This is a genomic window from Actinomadura madurae, assembly GCF_047130825.1.
Taxonomy (GTDB): domain Bacteria; phylum Actinomycetota; class Actinomycetes; order Streptosporangiales; family Streptosporangiaceae; genus Spirillospora; species Spirillospora madurae.
In genome coordinates this window covers 6793232-6809075 of the sequence record NZ_CP083237.1, presented here as the reverse complement: position 1 = coordinate 6809075, position 15844 = coordinate 6793232, and the positions used below count along the sequence as shown (strand labels likewise).

General features: G+C 72.7%; 12 protein-coding genes. 1 reads left to right on the top strand and 11 read right to left on the bottom strand.

The window, feature by feature from the left end:
* Positions 1–15: 15 nt before the first annotated feature.
* From K8Z49_RS31220 to K8Z49_RS31170, 11 genes are all read right to left on the bottom strand, one after another.
* Complete coding sequence (locus K8Z49_RS31220) at positions 16–3033, bottom strand: ATP-binding protein (protein ID WP_412515893.1); 3018 nt, start codon at positions 3031–3033, stop codon at positions 16–18.
* 1105 nt (positions 3034–4138) lie between these two features.
* Positions 4139–5392, bottom strand: a complete 1254-nt coding sequence (locus tag K8Z49_RS31215) for a hypothetical protein (RefSeq protein WP_412515892.1) — start codon at positions 5390–5392, stop codon at positions 4139–4141.
* 203 nt (positions 5393–5595) lie between these two features.
* Positions 5596–5952, bottom strand: coding sequence for an Rv3654c family TadE-like protein (locus K8Z49_RS31210; RefSeq protein WP_256255758.1), 357 nt, complete (start codon positions 5950–5952; stop codon positions 5596–5598).
* A 43-nt stretch (positions 5953–5995) separates the two neighbouring features.
* Positions 5996–6319 (bottom strand): TadE family type IV pilus minor pilin, encoded by a 324-nt coding sequence (locus tag K8Z49_RS31205; protein WP_111832653.1) that lies wholly within the window; start codon positions 6317–6319, stop codon positions 5996–5998.
* Positions 6320–6351: 32 nt separating this feature from the next.
* Positions 6352–6546, bottom strand: coding sequence for a DUF4244 domain-containing protein (locus K8Z49_RS31200; protein ID WP_021591533.1), 195 nt, complete (start codon positions 6544–6546; stop codon positions 6352–6354).
* A gap of 88 nt (positions 6547–6634) precedes the next feature.
* Positions 6635–7189, bottom strand: coding sequence for a type II secretion system F family protein (locus K8Z49_RS31195; protein ID WP_412515891.1), 555 nt, complete (start codon positions 7187–7189; stop codon positions 6635–6637).
* 870 nt (positions 7190–8059) lie between these two features.
* A complete protein-coding gene (locus K8Z49_RS31190) occupies positions 8060–8779 on the bottom strand; it encodes a type II secretion system F family protein (RefSeq protein WP_412515890.1) in 720 nt (239 codons plus the stop codon).
* Entirely contained in the window at positions 8776–9927 is a 1152-nt protein-coding gene (locus K8Z49_RS31185) for a TadA family conjugal transfer-associated ATPase (RefSeq protein WP_412515889.1), read from the bottom strand. The genes K8Z49_RS31190 and K8Z49_RS31185 overlap by 4 nt, the downstream gene beginning before the upstream one ends.
* On the bottom strand, positions 9924–11003 hold the full coding sequence (gene ssd / locus K8Z49_RS31180) for a septum site-determining protein Ssd (protein ID WP_111832656.1): 1080 nt from the start codon (positions 11001–11003) through the stop codon (positions 9924–9926). The genes K8Z49_RS31185 and ssd overlap by 4 nt, the downstream gene beginning before the upstream one ends.
* Before the next feature lie 913 nt (positions 11004–11916).
* Positions 11917–12522 (bottom strand): pentapeptide repeat-containing protein, encoded by a 606-nt coding sequence (locus K8Z49_RS31175; RefSeq protein WP_021591529.1) that lies wholly within the window; start codon positions 12520–12522, stop codon positions 11917–11919.
* Between the two features lie 45 nt (positions 12523–12567).
* Entirely contained in the window at positions 12568–13359 is a 792-nt protein-coding gene (locus K8Z49_RS31170; protein WP_412515888.1) for an oxidoreductase, read from the bottom strand.
* A gap of 246 nt (positions 13360–13605) precedes the next feature.
* Between K8Z49_RS31170 and acs the strand changes: the two genes are divergently transcribed.
* Positions 13606–15573, top strand: a complete 1968-nt coding sequence (gene acs, locus K8Z49_RS31165) for an acetate--CoA ligase (RefSeq protein ID WP_412515887.1) — start codon at positions 13606–13608, stop codon at positions 15571–15573.
* Positions 15574–15844 lie beyond the last annotated feature (271 nt).

Sequence of the window (15844 nt, the reverse complement as noted above, 5' to 3'; positions counted from 1 at the left end):
TCCTCCTTCGGATCGTCAGATGGCACGATCGTGGCGGAACCCCCGTTCCGCGAGCGTTCCGCGCACCCGCTCCTCGAACGCGCGCTGCCCCCGCCGCCGCGCCGCGGCGAGCGCGCGGTACAGCTCCGCGTCCACCTCGCCGCGGGGCTCGCCGAGCGCCGCGAGGAACAGGGCGCGCAGCCGCCGGATCTCTGCCTCCCACAGCCGGGCGCCGCGGCCCATGCCGAGCGCCTCGTCCGCCAGGGCCAGCCCGGCGCCGGGCTCGGCCGCCAGGGCGTACCCCTCCAGCAGCAGCCGGGTCGCGACACCGGGCAGCCCCGGCGCGGGCGGCTCGCCCAGGACGACCTGGTCGCGGGAACGGCGCAGGCGCTCCAGGCCCTCGGACGTCCGCCCGGCGAGCACGTCGAGATATCCGCCGAACAGTTCCATCGGCACGCGCACCTGGCGGGGAGCGCCCTCCGCGAGGTCCGCCTCCAGCCCCCGCACGTGCCGGCGGAACTGCACGGCGTCCCCGCGGTCCATCGCGTCGATCGCCGCCCACAGCCACGTGACCGCCCTGCTGTACGCGTGCGTGGACCCCTGCGCGACCCCCAGCGCGATGGCGCGCTGGCGGTCGGCCTCGGCGCCGCGGCCGAGCAGCCACAGCGCGTGCGCCAGCCGCAGCCGGACGATCAGCTCGGTGTCCTGCCCGTAGCGCAGGACGTGCGCCCGGCGCCGCGCGGGCCGGAACCGCCGCACCGCCGCCGTGAAATGCCGGCGCGCCCGCTCCAGGTCCCCCGCCCAGTAGGCGGCGATCCCGTCGACGTAGTCGGCCTCCACCCACAGCACCTGGTCGCCGTCCCGTTCGGCGCGCGCCCGCAGCCGCTCGCCGAACCCGTGCGCCGCCGCCCACTCCCCGCGCGTCAGTGCCGCCAGCGCCAGCGACCAGACGAGCGGCGGATCCGGCTCGCCGCCGAGCCGGTCGGCGAGCCGCAGCGCCCGCGCGTGCACCCGCGCCATCCGCTCCGACCCGTGCCCCTCGCATGCCACCAGCGGCGCCGGCAGCGCCGTCAGCAGCCGCAGCTGGAGCCGCGCCGTGCCGGGGCCGCGCGGGAGACCGTCCGACAGCTCCAGCGCCCGCTCCAGCGCGCGGGCAGCGTCGGCGTGCGCGTGCAGCCACTGCGCGTCCCGCGCCGCCCGCTCATGCCACCGGACGGCCGCCGCGGTCGCGCCCGCCTTCTCGTAGTGCGCCGCGAGCGCCGCCGCCGCGCCGCCGCCCTCCTCCAGCGCGCGGGCCACCGCGAGATGCGCCCGCCGCTGGCGGGGCGGCCCGAGCGCGGCGTAGGCGGCGTCCCGGATCCGTCCGTGGCTGAAGTCGTAGGCGCTCGGGCCGTGCGCCCGGACGATCCCGCGGCGCCACAGCTCGTCCAGCGCGGACACGAACGTCCGCTCGTCGAACCCGCTCGCCGCCGCCGCGACGTCCGCGGTGAACGCCCGCCCCACCGCCGCGGCGACGCCCGCCAGCTCCGCGGCCGGCTCCGACAGCCGCGCCAGCCGCCCCGCGATCACCGCCTGCACCTTCGGCGTGGCCGCCGGCGCGTCCGCCCGCAGCGCCTCCACCAGGAACAGCGGATTGCCCTCGCTGTCGCCGTACAGCCTCTGGAGATCAGCGGCGTCCAATGGCATGCCGGTGATGCGCTCGGCCAGCAGCGCGGTCTCCTCCCGGCCCAACCGCCCGAGCTCGATCTCGGTGAACCGCCCGAGCGCCCGCAGCGACCGGATCAGCGTGCCGAGCGGATGCCCGGCGTCGAGGTCCTCCTTCCGTGCGGTGACGGCCACGAGCAGCCGCGCGGACGGCGCCGCCCGCACCAGGTAATGGACCAGCCTGAGCGACTGCGCGTCCGACCACTGGGCGTCGTCCACCACCAGCAGCAGCGGCGCCCCGGCGGACATCAGCGCCCGCCGGATCGCGCCGTAGAGCCGCCGCCGCAGCTCGGGCTCCGGCAGCGCCTCGGGCGGCGCCACCGCCAGCTCGGGCAGCAGCCGGGAAAGCTCGGTCAGCCGCGCCCGATCCAGCCTCGGCAGCCGCGCCGACACCGGAGGGGACCGCAGCCACGCCGTCACGACCCCGTAGGCGATCGTCCCCTCCGCCGGATAGGCCCGCGCCTCCACCGCCGGCGCGCCCACGCGGACCCTCAGCTCGTCCACCAGGCGGGTCTTGCCGATCCCGGCCTCCCCGCTGACGAGCACCAGCTGCGCACGCCCGGACGCCGCCTCCCGCCACACCCCCGCCAGGCGCTCCCACTCGGCGGCCCTCCCGACGAACGGCGACATCGCGGCCGGCGGCTCCGCCTCCGCGACGAGCGCCTCGTACATCGCCCGCGTCTCCGGCGACGGCCCGACGCCGAGCTCCCGCTCCAGCGTCGTGGCGCACACGTGGTACGCCCGCAGCGCCCGCACCCGGTCACCGCCCTCACCGCAGAGCCGCATCAGCAGCCGATGCCCCTCCTCCCGCAACGGATCGCAGCCCACCAGCTGCTCGGCGTACCGGACGGCGTCCGGCCACCGCCCCTCCCGGCCGCGCCGCTCCGCGAGCTCCGCCAGCGACCCCATGTACAGCCTCGCGAGCCGCTCCCGCTCCTCGATCAGCCACTCGTCATAGCAGCCCTCCAGCAGCTCACCGCCGTAGAGGCCGACCGCGTCCTCCAGCCGCCCACCCGCGATCGCCAGCTCGAACTGCTCGACGTCCAGCCGCACCGGCGCCTCGTCCCGCCACCGCACCGTCCGCGCCCCGATGTCGACGAAGCGGTCGACGTCCGGCAATGACCGCCGCAGATTGTGCAGCACCTTGCGAAGGTTGGTGAGCGCCTGCCCATCGGTCGAGTCCGGCCACAACAGGAACGCCAGCCGCTGCCGCAACTGCGGCGCCTCCCGATGCAGCAGCAGATACGCCAGCAACGACTCCACCCGCGCCGACTCCAGCGTCGGAAGCGCCTCCCCGTCCAGCCGGAGCTCCACCCCGCCGAGCAGCCGCACCCGCAACGCCGGCGCCATCTCAGAACGCCCCCCGCGTCAGCCGAGCCCGAGCGCGCCCCACACCCCGAAACGCCCCGCGGCCGAACTTCCCCCCGGCCATCCCCCCACGCTACGCCCACCCCCACCACCCCTCCCAAGCCCACCAACCCCTGAGACGGCCCCAGGAAAGCAAGCACCCACCGGGCATTTCCAACCCGGCACAGCCGACCACCGCCCCCACCCACCAGCACGCTTGACACACCAGCCAGCACCATGACCCCGGAGCGACCGCCAGCCATCGGCCGCCTGGCTACGGCCTCGGGGGAGAAAGCCATACACAGCGACCGTCTCTGACGATGCGGGCAATGATCGAGCCGGTAATCACGAAGCGAAAGCAGCGCTGCCGCCCAGCGAGCGGATACCACAAGCCCCGCACCCCGCAGTGCCACAGGACAAGTGAACGTGGCCGACCGGCTGGGCACGCTTCGGCGCATTGGCCCGCTGGCGAGAACCATAGAACTCACCCCGCAGATCCAGCACGCCACCGAACAGGCCCGCCGGCTCACCGCCGAACCGATCACCCGCGCCCACAACGCCGGCGCCCTCCGCACCGACGCGACCGCCCCGGAAATCTTCCTGCTCCGCCAGCCGCGTAGACGGCCACCCATGCCGCGCCCACCGGATCGCCCGGCCCGCACCCACGAATCGCCCGGCCCGCACCCACGAATCGCCCGGCCCGCACCCACGAATCGCCCGGCCCGCGCCCATGAATCGCCCGGCCCGCCGGGCCCATGAATCGCCCGGCCCGCCGGGCCCATGAATCGCCCGGCCCGCCGGGCCCATGAATCGCCCGGCCCGCCGGGCCCATGAATCGCCCGGCCCGCCGGGCCCATGAATCGCCCGGCCCGCCGGGCCCATGAATCGGCCGGCCCGCCGGGCCCACGGGTCGGCCGGGTCGGGCGCAGACCATTGAGTGAGATCCCCTGGACCGGCGGCCGTTCCACGGTCCGCTCGATGGACCGGGAACGGCAGTCGGCCAATCGCGAGCCGGGTGACGGTCGGCTCGCCGGAGAGCCTCCGGCCGCGTGGCGGCCGGGTGGGCTGTGAGTATGGGCATGCGCCAGGGGGAGGGGCGCGGTGCGGGCTACTTGCTGCGGCGGCCGCGTTTGGGCTTGGTGGCGGGTTGGGCGATGCGGACGCTTACGCCGCTGGAGCGCTTGCCGAGGGTTGCGGGACGGCGGCCGGGCTTCGGCCTGGGCGAGTCGACGGTCCTCGGGCCACCGGTCCTCTTCGCCGGTTTGCCGGCCTTGGCCCCGGCGAGCGTGACCGGGGCCGTCTTGGCCAGCGCCTCGGCTCGCGCGATCTGCTCGCGGGCCTTGGACACCCGCTTGCGGCCGGTGCCGCTGCGGGCGATGCGCGCGGCCATGCCCTTGCTGCTGGTCGGGCCCTGCGCGACGCGCAGTCGCCGCGTCCACGTCCCGAGATGCGCAGCGATGATCAGCAGGACCATCGCGATGCCGACGCTCTTGCCCCACTGGAGGCGGTCGGTCGCGGCGACGTTCTCCGCCTTCGGCGAATCGGTGGCGATCTGCGGCGCCGGGTAGGTGAAGCCGGGCGTCGCGCCGTCCGGCTGGACGGACGGGAGCGTGACCGGCGACTGGTTGTTGAACGGGGTCAGCGGCGTCCCGGTGCTGGGGACGCTGCCGCCGGACGGGAGAGACGGCGCCGAGCCGCCGGGCACCGAGCCGGAACCACCCAGCGAGGCGCTGGCCGTGGATGCGCTTGAGGACAGGGAGCCGCCCGTTCCCGTCGACCGCCGGGCCTTGACGCCCACCGAGACCGCGCCACTGGACCGGGTCGCCGACAGGGTGGCGGAGCAGCTCGTCCCCTGGCACAGGGAACCGACCGAACCGGACTTGGACTTCACACCCGAACCGGACAGCGTGTACCCGGTGAGGTCGTCCTCAAGGCCGCGGTTCCACTTCACGACGACCTTGCCGCCGGACGCGCTGGCGGACACTCCGGTGGGGGCCGCCGGCGCGATGCGCACGGTGAAGGTGTTGGAGTCGTAGATGTTCCCGGTCTGCTTGCCCTTCAAGTAGACCTTGTAGCGGCCGTTCCGGCCGATGGAGAAGGTTCCGGACATGTCCCCGGAGAAGCCCTTCTCCTGGAGGAACGTGTCGCCGATGCCGGGGCCGTCCACCCTCAGCTGCATGGTGATGGCGAAGTCGAAGTGGGCCTTGGCCGTCAGCTCGGACCCGCTGGTGATGACCGCGCCGTTCGCCGGGGTGATGACACTGGTCGTCGCGGCCTTCGCAGGCAGGGCGGCGAGTACCGGGAAGCTCATCGCAAGGGGCGCCGCGAGCGCGACTGCACCGATCCTGCGACTGATGGTCACGGCCTCAATCCCTTCGACAGCGTCCTGCTCGTTCGTCCCGCGGAGGGCTCGCGGGTCACACTGTGCCTGGAGATGGCTACGGGCTTACGGCAGCGTAACGTACCACCGGGTAGCAAAAGTCACAGGAGCATGACAAAGAGGAACGTGTTTTCATTCTCCGACGACCTCCCACCCTATTGACACTCAGTGCAACGATGTAAGCGTTACCTTACATCGTCCCGTCCCACGGGGCCAGCCCTGGCCCGGGAAGCGACTCGCAGACCGCCGATCCCCATCGGCACATGCAGCTCGACCGTCACCGACACCTCGACCACGTCACCGCGCACCCGGCACCGCGCCACGCGGGCACCGGACTCGACCGCGATCTCTTTCGCCCTGGCGCAGGCGTCCCCGTACGCGACCCGCGCTGCGCCTGCCAGAGCCGCCATGTCGGCCGCCGCGTCCCCCCGATGCCTCGCCACCCGGACGCCGCCGACCATGATCGCCGTGACACCGACCACCCACACGAGGACCGAGAACGCGAGCACCCACACCGTCCCCGACCCCCGATCCCCCCGCAACAAGCTCGACCCCCACCTGGGCTGGTTCGCGGTGTGTGCAGGGTCAGGAGGCATCGGCGGGGGTTCCTGGTTCTGTGGGGGCGGCCACATGGGCTTGGACGGTCAGGGGTGGCAGGCCGATCGCCGCAGCGGGGCGGACAGGGGCCGAGACGTCCACGTGGACGGTCGCCTCGTCGCGCCGGACCTCGACGGTCGCCCCATCGGGGACGGCCTCCTTCACCAGAGCCCGTACCGCGGTGAGGGACTCGCCCCTGGCCGCGGCACGGGCGCCGGCGCGGGCCGCGTCCGCGCAGGTGAGCTGGACGGACGCGACCGTCACGCCCCACAGGGCGACCGCGGTGATCAGGACCAGGGCGGGGAGGGCCACGGCGATCTCCGCCGTGACCGTCCCGCGGTCCCTCAGCCGGCCAGCTTCAGGGCCTTCTCGATGATCTGTAAGAGCAGCGACTTCACCTGGGAGCTGGTCACGATCTTGAACAGCAACCCGGCGAAGGCCGCCGCCGCGATGGTGCCGACCGCGTACTCGGCGGTGGACATCCCGCGGTCCTTGCATGCTCCGGACCATCGCCGCACCACCGTCTTCATGGCCCTCATCGGGGCTCCTTTCGCTCGTGGTTCTGTTCAAGGCTGCTGTCCGGGCGGACCGGGTGAAGGGTGAACGCCGTTCTGTGGATAACCCGGCTCACCAGGGCAGGAGGAGGGTCGAGGCGATCCCGGCGATGGCCGGGACGACGCCCAGCAGGATGAAGGCGGGCAGGAAACACAGGCCGAGCGGGGCGAGTGCCCGGACGCCCGCCGCCCTGGCCCTGGCGGCGGCCGCCGAGCGGGCGACGCGGCGTTGGTCGCGTGCAAGGCGGCTGAGAGACGGGGCGAGAGCGGCCCCCGTCGACGTCGCCCGGACGGCCGCCCGTGCCAAGGGTGCGAGCATCGGCTCCTTCGTCAACGCCAGCCACGCTTCCGCCGGATCGGCTCCCAACCGGATCTGGACGGAAACGGCACGGAGCTCGTCCCCGAGTGGGCCACCAACGGCGTCCGCGACGGCGGTCACGGCCTCGTGCCAGGGCGCGCCGCCACGCAGGCATGCGGCGAGAAGATCGACCGCGGCCGGGAGGTCCGCGATGAGCCGGGCCTGCCTGCGGCGGCGCTCACCGCTGCCGAGACGGCTGAAGGACGACCACACCGCCACCGCCGCCAGAACACCGATCGCCCAGCCGGTCGGCCCGCCCAGCACCACCACGCACAGCACTCCCGCCGCACCAGCAGCGGCACGCCTGAGCAAGACGTCCCGCCGCTGAGCCTCTTCTGAGGGCCCGTCCCGTCCCTTCACGGCATCGGGCGCCCCACCCCGCCGGAAGGCGGCCTGACCCCGCGCACGCCGCGGACTAGCAGCGGCATGCTTCGGCTGTCTCCCACGAAACTGCTTGGCCAGCCTGTGCGTAGCGGTACTCGTCCCCCTAGGAAGGAGAAAACCGGACACCGCAGCGCAGAGCACAACCATCCACACCGTCACGCCCCCACCTGCCTACCCTTCGCTCACCTTGTCGCCCGGCCCGAGCCCATCCGCCCCCGCTGCAAGCCGACTGACCTGCCTTCCCCAACTCGCGGCGCCCCCGCCCCACCCGCAAACAGAACAGCCGGCGCCACGTTCAGCACGCGGCCAGGGAGCGCGCGCAACGGAAGCCAGAGCAGCTCTGTCTCCAGACGGACAAGTCCGTCCGCAAGGTGGTGAACGCCCTGCTCGGAAGGCTGACCGACACCAGTCCCTCCGAGCCGCCCGCACACCAACGCCTCCGCCGCAGTGCCGCAAGCCCCCACGGCGTCACCAACACCAGCGCCAGACACACACTGCGCACCCGGCCACTTCCCATCCGACCGCCTTGCCAGCGCACAGATCTGCCTCCGGGTGGGCAAGTTCCGGCCCACCAAGGTGGAGACGTTCCGTTCGGGAGGCCGACCGACGCCTGGTTCCCGAGCCGCCCGCGCACCAGTTCCTCCGCCGTAGGCGCCGCGAGCCCAACCGCGTCGCGGACACCGGCGCCAGACACACACTGCGACGCCTGGCCCCTTCCCATCCGTCGCCTTGAAGGGAGGTGGTGGTGCGGGGTGATCATGGGGGCCTGGGAGTTCGTGGGGTTAGTGGGGATTCTGCGGATTGGGCTAGGTGGCGGGTCCAGTAGAGGCCTGTTGCGTTGAGGGTTGTGCCTGTGATCAGGCAGGCCAGGCCTGGGAGGGTTCCGAAGAGGAACTGGATGGGGTGGGCGCCTAGGGCTGCGGCCATGGCCAGGCCCAGGAGGGGGAGCGCGGCCAGGAGGCGGGCCGTTGCGCGGGGGCCGGCCAGTTGGACGGAGACCTCCTGGCGCTGGGTCTCCTCGTCGCGTAGGGCGCTTGCGAGGCCGTCCAGGACGGTGGCGAGGGTGCCGCCGCGTTCGGAGCCGACGCGCCAGCAGGCCGCGAGCAGGCGGAGGCCCTCGGCGCCGGGTTGGGCGGCCAGCTTGTCCAGGTGGTCGGGCGGTGGGCGAGGCAGGCTGAGGAGTTCGGCGGACACGTGCGGGTCTAGGACGGCGGCAGCCGCTGTGAAGGCCTCGTCAGGGGTGCGGCCGGCGGCCAACTCGGCGGCCATGGCGTCGCACAGTTCGATGACCGCGGTGCGGCGGCGTTGTGGACGTGTTCGGTGTTCCCGGAAGGTCTCGATCCTGGTCTGGAGGGGGCGCAGTGGATTTGAGGGTTTTGGGGAGGTCAGGCGGTCGAGGCGGTGGGACGCTGGGGAGGGTGTCAGGAGCGTCCAGGCCGCGGCGGCCGCGCAGAGGACGGCGAGAACCTCGATCATGTTTCGCCCCTCAACCGGGCGGCCAGGGCGTCCACGCCCGGGGCCGGGACGGTTTCGCCGGAGGTGGTGAACGAGACGGCGGGGACGACGCCGACCAGGCCGTCGGGGGCCCGCTGGAGCAGGCAGATCTCGGCTACGCGGCGCCGGCCCCCGCCCGGCTCGCGGACCAGATGGACGACGATGTCCAGCGCCGCTGCCAGCTGGCTGTGGACGGCCTCCCGTGTGAGCCCCGCCGCACAGGCGAGGGCTTCCAGGCGGGCGGGTACGTCGGCGGCCGTGTTGGCGTGGAGGGTGCCGCAACCGCCTTCGTGGCCGGTGTTCAGGGCTTGGAGGAGAACCACTACCTCGGGGCCGCGCACCTCGCCTACGACCAGGCGGTCGGGGCGCATGCGGAGGGCCTGGCGGACCAGGTCGTTCAGCGTTACGCCGCCCGCGCCCTCCATGTTCGGGGGGCGAGCTTCGAGGCGGACGACGTGGGGGTGGGACGGTTTCAGCTCCGCGGAGTCTTCGACCAGGAGCAGGCGTTCCGATGGGTTCACGAGCGAGAGCAGGGAGCTTAGGAGTGTGGTCTTGCCCGTTCCCGTGCCGCCGGTGATCAGGAAGGCGGCGCGGGACTCGATCAGGGCGGCGAGGAGGGCGGCGCCCTCGGGCGGGATGGTGGTCGCCGTGACCAGCTCGTCCAGGGTGAAGGCGCGGCGGCGGGGGAGGCGGAGCGACAGGCAGGTGCCGGTCGCGGCCACCGGCGGCAGGACCGCGTGGAGCCGCACGCCGCCCGGCAGGCGGGCGTCGGCGTAGGGGGAGGCGTCGTCGAGGCGGCGGCCGGCGGCGGCGGTGAGGCGCTGGGCCAGGCGGCGCAGGGCCGGTTCGTCCGGGAAGCGGACGGAGGTGCGGACCAGACCGGAGCCGGTGTCGATCCAGACCTCGTCCGGGCCGTTCACCAGGACGTCGGTGACATCCGGAGAGCGCAGCAGCGGCTCCAGGGGGCCGGCGCCGACGAACTCGGCGCGTAACTCGTCGGCCAGGGCGAGGACCTCGCGGTCGCCGAGCAGGCGTTCTTCCGCGCGCAGCGCGGCGGCGACCCGGCCGGTCGTCGCCTCGCCGCCGGTGTGGGCGAGCCTGTCCCGGACGGCGTCGGAGAGCCCGGTCACGCGGCGGCCTCCTGGTAGGCGGTGGGCTGGAGGGCGAGGTCGTCGAGGACGGCGGCGCAGAAGTCGGCCAGGGGGCCGCGGCGGCAGGCTCGTTCCAAGGTGCCCTCGTCCGTCGCGGCGGGCAGGCGGCGGTCGCGTTCGAAGGTGCCGGCGGACGGCAGGTCGAGGGCGGTCACGACGGCGTCGGGCGTGAGGCCGCCGGGCGCCGGGCCCTGGACGACCAGGCGCAGGTCGGCGGTGTCGCGGCGCAGCGCGGTGGCGAGGCCGTCGGCGGCGACGGTGGCGCGGACCTCGGCGGGGACGAGCAGCAGGGTGCGGTCGGCGGTGCGCAGCGCGGCCCGGCCGACGTCGCCGGGGTAGCGGGGGACGTCCACGACGACCAGGTCGAACCCGCGGGCGGCGGCGTCGAACAGCGACCCGACGGCCTCGTCGGAGACCGGGACGGGTTCGCCGCGCCGCCAGGAGAGGACGGACAGGTCGCCCGCGCGGGGCAGGGTCTCGCGGAGCGTGGCGGTGCTCAGCCGGCCGCGGCGCTCGGCGAGGTCGTGCCAGCGGACGCCCTCGTGCTCCTCCAGCCCGAGCATGAGGTCGACGCCGCCGCCGAACGGGTCGGCGTCGACGAGGAGGGTGCGCAGTCCCTGGTTCGCCGAGGCCACGCCGAGCGCGGCGGCGAGGACGCTGGCCCCGGCGCCGCCGCGGGCGCCGACGACGCAGAGGGTGGTGGCCCAGCCGCCCTCGGGCTCGCAGGCGGCGGCGAACGCGTTGACGAGCCAGTCCTCGTGGTCGGGCAGCGCGGCGACGTCCTGGGCGCCGGCCTCCACCGCGAGGCGGTACGCGTCGGACGTGGCGCCGTCGCCGGTGACGAGGACGACGCCCGGCCGGCGCTGGAGGCCGGCGGCCGCCACGTCCCCGGCGGCGTCGGCGCCCACGAGGATGAGGGCCGGCCACGTCCAGGCGGGCCTGGCCTCGTCGGCGCCGTAGGCGACCTCGGCGTGGGCGTCGGCGGCGGCCGCGAGGCGGAGCAGGCCGTCGGCGAGCGCCGGGTCGGAGGTGACGATCAGTGCCGCAAGGTTCATCGGATGGCTCCTTCGACGTTCGGAGACATCCACCTTGCGGGGCGCCGCGCGGGCGCCGCTGGGAATACGTGACCTGTGGATAACTTCCCGCCGCGGGCGGCGGGGCGGTGGCGCGGAGGTGTCTCGCGGGCGCCACCGCCCGGCCGCTGCACGACTGGGCGACCCCCGCCGGGGGGGAGAGCGGGGGTCGCCGGACGGTCCGGCTCCGGGGGGGTAGAGCCGGCCCGTTTTCCCAGGAAAGACTCAGGGAGTTCAGCCCGTATGTAAGTTCGCGCTATGCCACGGGCAAACTCGCGGACTCCAGTCTAGGCAGATACAACATATGCTGCCCGATCGTCGAGAGTTCCGTCGAGTCGCAAACTCGTCCGGCACGTGACGATTTTTCGCACCTGGCGGTAACGATCCGCCGAAGGCGGGACGCGTGCGACGCGACCGCACCGGCGCCGGGGCTCCCGTCCCAGTGCACAAGGAGCGCAACGGGGCGGGAGTGGGAGCGTACAGGAGAACTAAAGATCTTTCCCGCCACATCCGGGATCGGCGCCCAAAAGGAAACGATCACGGTGTGTAATCAATTACCGGACCAAAGTTATGATTCTGGTTAGTCCGGAATATCCCCCGTCAGCCCCATAGGGCACCCATGTCTCCTCCGGCTCCGGACCCGCCGCCCCCGCGCGTTTCCCCAACAGGGGCTTGTCAACAGGGCAAATGAGGCGTAGACAGGTCGTACGGACCACGTGTCCGAGCACGGCACCCGGGCACCCACGCGCGACCAGCCGCGGGAGGCGCGTCGAGACGGGCTTGACCCGGTCCGACGGATATGAGGTGCACGCTTGGTAACCCGGTGTGACGTGTTTGGCGGCGGCGTCCCCGAGCGGGGCGCCGCTCGCTTGCGCCCACCGCCCCTCCGCAGGCGTCACCCGCGGACGTCCAACCCCAGCGTCGTCGCCAGCACGACCGCCTGGTAGGCGTCGATCACCGCGCCCCTCATCTCGGCGGTGAGCGGGTCGAGGGACGACAGGTCACTGCCGCGTAGATCACAGCGCGAGAAGTCGGCCTTGTGCAGCGATGCGCCCGACAGGTCGACCTCGCGCAGTTCCGCCCCCGAGCACCTCGCGCCCGTGAGATCCGCCTCGCGCATGCGCACGTCGGTGAACGAGGCCCGCCGCAGATCGGCGCCTGGGAGACCGGTGAACGACCAGTCGCCGCCCTTGACCTTCATCAGGTCGTGTGTACAGCCGTCGAACAGGCTCCCCAGGAACTTGCACCCGGTGAAGGACGCGTCGAAGAAACCACATCTGACGAACGTGCAGTTCACGAACGCCGCATCCGTATGGCTGGACACGTTGAAACGCACGCCCCTGAACGTGCAGCCGGTGAACATGGCACCGACGCCACTGGCCTCCGTCATGTCCACGTCCACGAACAGGACGTTTTCGTGGTTCTCACCCGTCAGGTCACGAGAATCCCAGTTCTCCGAAGAGATGGTGACGTTCGTCGGCGCGGCGGGTCGTCCGTGCATGCGATCGACCATGCGAACAGCATGGCCCCACCCACCGACAACGCGTCAGCCGCGCATGAACGCTTCGCAGATTGCCTGGGAGTCTCGCGCGGCGGCGGCCACGGCGGCGGAACAGTGCGCGACCCAGCGCGCCACCCCCTCGGACGTACCGGACGTGTAGCCGCGCAGGGCCTCGGCGTACTCCTCGAACAGTTCGAGGTGCCCGACCTCCGGCGCGACGAGCGACTTGGGGTCGAGGCCACGGGCAACCAGCGTGAGACGCTGAGCGGCGCGGGCGACGACCCCGTCCCCCCACCCGAACGGGCGCAGCGCCAGCAGTTCGCCGTGCACGATCGACGAGACGACCAGCGCCGGCGCCTTGGTGGGCTCGGTCAGCAGCCCGCTGAGCGCGTCCAGGCGAGCCGTCACCTCCGACAGCGCGGGAGGCTCGCCAAGGCCGAGAACGTCCTTCACCACCCCGTCGCCACTGCGCGGACGTCCCAGCTCGGCGCCGGCCACCGCGTCGGCCCCTGCGAGGACGTGCAGACGCGCCAGCGCCTGCCGCGGTGCCTTCCGCCAGACGCCCGCCAGCGTGCCCAGCTCGGCCGAGACGCGCAGCGTGCCCTGGACGACAGGGTCCGACGGGTTCTCCGTGGTGCGAAGCTCGTCCAGCGTTACCGGGGAGCCTTCGAGGACGGCTGAGGCGCGCGCGCCGCGCAGCGCCGACTCCGTGGACACCTCGGCGCTGCGCCGCCGCAGGATCCGGTGGCCGAGCAGCCGGTCCACAGCCTTACGCGCGTCGTCGACGGCGTCGGCGACACCGGGCAGGTCGGCTACGGCGGCGAAGGCATCGGTCACGGCCCGACCTTATGCGGTCCCGTCCGGCGTTCGCGCATCGGGTCGTGAGGGCGTAGAACGGAGACGGTTCCCGCATGCCGGACCTGGGAAGGCCCGGCCTGTCGGCACCGCACGAACCGTCCGGAGACGTAGGCGCCGCTCGCGCTCTCCCCCCGACACCCGGGTCCGCGGCCTTGTGAGGACCGGGACCTTCCTGGTGAAGTGGGGAGACCGGGCGACCCCGCATCACCTAGCAAGGAGTTCGCGTTGAGCAACAGCCAAGAAACACTGTCGAACCTTCTGCAGGAGACGCGCCGCTTCTCCCCGCCCGCTGAACTCGCCGCCGAGGCCAACGTGAAGGCCGAGGCCTACGAGCAGGCCGCTGAGGACCGCCTGGGGTTCTGGGCCGAGCAGGCCGACCGGCTCACCTGGACGAAGCGCTGGGACGACGTCCTGGACTGGAGCAACCCCCCGTTCGCCAAGTGGTTCGTGGGCGGTGAGCTGAACGTCGCCTACAACTGCGTCGACCGGCACGTCGAGGCCGGGCGGGGAGCGAAGGTCGCCTTTCACTGGGAGGGGGAACCGGGTGACTCCCGTACCCTCACCTACGCCGACATGCAGACCGAAGTGAACAAGGCCGCGAACGCGCTGCTCGAACTGGGCGTCCGCAAGGGCGACCGGGTCGCGATCTACCTGCCGATGATCCCGGAGCTGCCGATCTCGATGCTGGCGTGCGCGCGCATCGGCGCGACCCACTCGGTCGTGTTCGGCGGTTTCTCGGCGGAGGCGCTCCGCACCCGCATCGACGACGCGCAGGCCAAGGTCGTCATCACCGCCGACGGCGGGTTCCGGCGCGGCAAGCCGTCCGATCTGAAGGGGATCGTGGACGAGGCCGTCGCGCAGACGCCGACGATCGAACACGTCCTCGTGGTGCGCCGCACCGGCGAGGCGGTGGCCGAGAACGACCGCGACCTGTGGTGGCACGACGTCGTCGAGCGGCAGAGCGACCAGCACACCGCGGAGCCGATGGACTCCGAGCACCCGCTGTACATCCTGTACACATCCGGGACGACGGGTAAGCCGAAGGGCATCCTGCACACCACCGGCGGCTACCTCACGCAGTGCGCGTACACCCACTGGGCGGTGTTCGACCTGAAGCCGGAGAAGGACGTCTACTGGTGCTCGGCCGACATCGGCTGGGTGACCGGACACTCCTACATCGTGTACGGGCCGCTGGCCAACGGTGCGACCAGCGTCATCTACGAGGGGACTCCCGACACCCCCAACAAGGGTCGCTGGTGGGACGTCATCCAGAAGTACAAGGTGTCCATCTTCTACACCGCGCCCACGGCGATCCGGACGTTCATGAAGTGGGGCGACGACATCCCGGCGCAGTACGACCTGTCGTCGCTGCGCGTGCTGGGGTCGGTCGGCGAGCCGATCAACCCGGAGGCCTACGTCTGGTACCGCGACAAGATCGGTGGCGGCCGGACGCCGGTGGTCGACACCTGGTGGCAGACGGAGACCGGCGCGATCATGATCAGCCCGCTGCCGGGCGTGACGGCGGCCAAGCCGGGCGCGGCGATGCGCCCGCTGCCGGGGATCGCCGCGGACGTCGTCGACGACCAGGGCCGGTCGGTGCCGGACGGCGGCGGCGGCTTCATGGTGCTCAGGGAGCCGTGGCCGAGCATGCTCCGGACGATCTGGGGCGACGACGAGCGGTACGTCAAGACGTACTGGTCCCGCTTCGAGAACCTGTACTTCGCGGGTGACGGCGCGAAGAAGGACGCGGACGGCGACATGTGGCTGCTCGGCCGCGTCGACGACGTCATGCTGGTGTCCGGGCACAACATCTCCACGACGGAGGTGGAGTCGGCGCTGGTCTCGCACCCGAAGGTCGCCGAGTCGGCGGTCGTCGGCGCGACCGACCCGGTGACCGGGCAGGCCATCGTGGCGTTCGTGATCCCGCGCGGGGACGCCGGCGGCGAGGTGGAGGGCGAGGAGTTCCTGCGCGAGCTGCGCGACCACGTCTCCAAGACCCTCGGCCCGATCGCCAAGCCCCGGCAGATCATGATCGTTCCGGAGCTGCCGAAGACCCGCTCCGGCAAGATCATGCGACGGCTGCTGCGGGACGTGGCGGAGAACCGCAGCATCGGCGACGTCACCACCCTGGCCGACAGCACGGTGATGGACCTGATCTCCGAGAAGCTGCCCAGCGCCAAGTCCGAGGACTAGCCACCAGGGGACCAGAGGAACCGACGCGGCCCGCGCCCTGCCCACACCGGGGGGCGCGGGCCGCTTCTCTGCGCACACTCCGCACGGCCACTGCGCACACCCCGCACGGTCACTGCGTACCCTGCGCGGGGTGCGCTCCGCAGGTCCGGAAACCACCCACTGAATCATCGCAGGTAAACTGGGCTTAGGTGCGCCGGGAAGCCTGGTCGGCAGGGGATTGTCCCGTTGCGTGCGGGACGTGACCCATGTCCGTCGTCCGCCGCTTCCGAGG